The organism is Arthrobacter sp. Alg241-R88, from assembly GCF_900537115.1.
Lineage (GTDB): Bacteria > Actinomycetota > Actinomycetes > Actinomycetales > Micrococcaceae > Arthrobacter.
Genome location: NZ_UNRG01000019.1, coordinates 7,501 through 11,386 on the forward strand (window position 1 = coordinate 7,501; position 3,886 = coordinate 11,386).

Annotated in this window: 2 rRNA genes; both read left to right on the plus strand. The window is 57.7% G+C overall.

The features are described 5' to 3' along the window. Window positions 1-6: 6 nt before the first annotated feature. Window positions 7-3,141: ribosomal RNA gene (locus G6R19_RS20165) — 23S ribosomal RNA — on the plus strand. A 232-nt stretch (window positions 3,142-3,373) separates the two neighbouring features. Then, window positions 3,374-3,491: ribosomal RNA gene (rrf, locus tag G6R19_RS20170) — 5S ribosomal RNA — on the plus strand. Window positions 3,492-3,886 lie beyond the last annotated feature (395 nt).

The window sequence follows — 3,886 nt, forward strand, 5'->3', positions numbered from 1 at the left end:
TTGTTGAGACAAGCTATGAAGGGCACATGGTGGATGCCTTGGCATCAAGAGCCGATGAAGGACGTTGGAGCCTGCGATAAGCCCTGGGGAGTTGGCAACCAAGCTGTGATCCGGGGGTGTCCGAATGGGGAAACCCAGCACGAGTCATGTCGTGTTACCCACATCTGAACACATAGGGTGTGTGGAGGGAACGTCGGGAAGTGAAACATCTCAGTACCGACAGGAAGAGAAAACAACAGTGATTCCGAGAGTAGTGGCGAGCGAAATCGGATGAGGCTAAACCTTGCGTGTGTGATACCCGGCAGGGGTTGCACGCAGGGGGTCGTGGGACCGCTCGATTGAGTCTGCCGGCTCAGTGCAGAGTAAGAAACCAGTGTGGAAGTCGAAGTCGGTTGGAAAGCCGTACCGTAGAGGGTGATAGGCCCGTAGACGTAAAGCGCTGGCTCTGGAGCGTGTTCCCAAGTAACACGGAACCCCTGAAATTCCGTGTGAATCTGGCGGGACCACCCGTTAAGCCTAAATACTCCTTGATGACCGATAGCGGACAAGTACCGTGAGGGAAAGGTGAAAAGTACCCCTGGCGGGGAGTGAAATAGTACCTGAAACCGTGTGCCTACAATCCGTCGGAGCTCATGTCAACTTTGTTGGCGGGGTGACGGCGTGCCTTTTGAAGAATGAGCCTGCGAGTTTGCGGTGTGTTGCGAGGTTAACCCGTGTGGGGAAGCCGTAGCGAAAGCGAGTCCGAACAGGGCGATTCAGTAGCGCGCTCAAGACCCGAAGCGAAGTGATCTATCCATGGGCAGGTTGAAGCGTCGGTAAGACGACGTGGAGGACCGAACCCACTTAGGTTGAAAACTGAGGGGATGACCTGTGGATAGGGGTGAAAGGCCAATCAAACTTCGTGATAGCTGGTTCTCCCCGAAATGCATTTAGGTGCAGCGTTGCGTGTTTCTTGCCGGAGGTAGAGCACTGGATAGCTAATGGGCCCTACAAGGTTACTGACGTTAGCCAAACTCCGAATGCCGGTAAGTGAGAGCGCAGCAGTGAGACTGCGGGGGATAAGCTCCGTAGTCGAGAGGGAAACAGCCCAGACCATCAGCTAAGGCCCCTAAGCGGTGACTAAGTGGAAAAGGATGTGGAGTCGCATTGACAACCAGGAGGTTGGCTTGGAAGCAGCCACCCTTGAAAGAGTGCGTAATAGCTCACTGGTCAAGTGATTCCGCGCCGACAATGTAGCGGGGCTCAAGTCATCCGCCGAAGCTATGGCATTCAACGAATACATCAGCACGGACTCGATCCGTGTTCAGTGCGTTGGATGGGTAGGGGAGCGTCGTGTGGGCAGTGAAGCGTCGGAGTGATCCAGGCGTGGAGGCCACACGAGTGAGAATGCAGGCATGAGTAGCGAATCACGGGTGAGAAACCCGTGCGCCGAATGATCAAGGGTTCCAGGGTCAAGCTAATCTGCCCTGGGTAAGTCGGGACCTAAGGCGAGGCCGACAGGCGTAGTCGATGGACAACGGGTTGATATTCCCGTACCGGCGAAGTTGCGCCCATGACGAACCTGGTGATGCTAACCACCCGAAGCATCGTGGACCGGACCCTTCGGGGCGAGGCCGTGGTGTGGAGCGTGGGACCCGAGCTGGTAGTAGTCAAGCGATGGGGTGACGCAGGAAGGTAGCCCAGCCACAGCGATGGTTGTCTGTGGGCAAGCGTGTAGGGCGTGGTGTAGGCAAATCCGCACCATCCACTTCAGTGTGGAGTCTGAGACGTGACGCGGAGCCCGTATGGGCGAAGTGGGTGATCCTATGCTGTCGAGAAAAACCTCTAGCGAGCAACGAGCCGCCCGTACCCCAAACCGACTCAGGTGATCAAGTAGAGAATACTAAGGCGATCGAGAAAACCATGGTTAAGGAACTCGGCAAAATGCCCCCGTAACTTCGGGAGAAGGGGGGCCGGATCCGTGAACCCACTTGCTGGGGGAAGCGGTGATGGCCGCAGAGACCAGGGGAAAGCGACTGTTTACTAAAAACACAGGTCCGTGCGAAGTTGTAAGACGATGTATACGGACTGACTCCTGCCCGGTGCTGGAAGGTTAAGAGGACCGGTTAGACCTTTGGGTCGAAGCTGAGAATTTAAGCCCCAGTAAACGGCGGTGGTAACTATAACCATCCTAAGGTAGCGAAATTCCTTGTCGGGTAAGTTCCGACCTGCACGAATGGAGTAACGACTTTCCCACTGTCTCAACCATGGACTCGGCGAAATTGCACTACGAGTAAAGATGCTCGTTACGCGCGGCAGGACGGAAAGACCCCGGGACCTTTACTATAGTTTGGTATTGGTGTTTGGTACGGCTTGTGTAGGATAGGTGGGAGACTGTGAAGCGGCCACGCCAGTGGTTGTGGAGTCAACGTTGAAATACCACTCTGGTCGTACTAGATGTCTAACCTAGGTCCGTTATCCGGATCAGGGACAGTGCCTGATGGGTAGTTTAACTGGGGCGGTTGCCTCCTAAAATGTAACGGAGGCGCTCAAAGGTTCCCTCAGCCTGGTTGGCAATCAGGTGGCGAGTGTAAGTGCACAAGGGAGCTTGACTGTGAGACAGACATGTCGAGCAGGGACGAAAGTCGGAACTAGTGATCTGGCCACGGCATGTGGAAGCGTGGTCACTCAACGGATAAAAGGTACCCCGGGGATAACAGGCTGATCTTCCCCAAGAGTCCATATCGACGGGATGGTTTGGCACCTCGATGTCGGCTCGTCGCATCCTGGGGCTGGAGTAGGTCCCAAGGGTTGGGCTGTTCGCCCATTAAAGCGGCACGCGAGCTGGGTTTAGAACGTCGTGAGACAGTTCGGTCCCTATCCGCCGCGCGCGCAGGAAACTTGAGAAAGGCTGTCCCTAGTACGAGAGGACCGGGATGGACGAACCTCTGGTGTGCCAGTTGTTCTGCCAAGAGCACGGCTGGTTGGCTACGTTCGGAAGTGATAACCGCTGAATGCATCTAAGCGGGAAGCACGTTTCAAGATGAGGTTTCCCACCACGTAAGTGGGTAAGGCCCCCCACAGAACATGGGGTTGATAGGCCGGAGGTGTACAGCAGTAATGCCCAGCCGACCGGTACTAATAGGCCGAGGGCTTGTCCCAACACCGTACAAAACCACACACGCACCACGCGTGAACCGATCCCACCATCCCCAAGGATGCCGGATCGACCTACGTACGAACGCGCACACAAACGACACGCCACACACGTCATATCGACGAGGCGCCCGCGTCCACTAAGCAGTTCCCAACCAACAAACCCACGTCCCCACCCCCACACCCCCCAACCAGGGGSCACCAGGGCGGGAGACGAGTTTGAACAGGTTGAAAGAGTTACGGCGGCCATAGCGAAACGGGAAACACCCGGTCCCATACCGAACCCGGAAGTTAAGCCTTTCAGCGCCGATGGTACTGCAACCGAGAGGTTGTGGGAGAGTAGGACGCCGCCGGACATACATTTGGCAGGGGCCACCAGTTATCTGGTGGCCCCTGTGCCATTTCATGGCACGACGTGAGTACGGTTGCCCCGGGGACGGGGGCCGATACATGAAGAAGGAGAGTGCTGCTGTGGCCGACGACCGTCGCGGACAACGTCCGTCACGAGGTGGATCCGGCGCAGGGCGAGGCGGCTCGTCCGGCGGTGGCCGGGGTGGCTCCTCCTCCTCGCGCGGCGACGCACGAGGTGACTCCCGGGGCGGCTCGAGCCGCTCGACCGGTGATTCCCGAGGTCGCGGATCGCGCGACGACCAGCCTCGCGGCAAGGGCGGCACCTCGCGAGGCGGCTACCAGGGCGGCAAGGCGGCCGGCGGCAAGCCGACGGGCGGCAAGCGTCCCTCGGGCGGCGAGC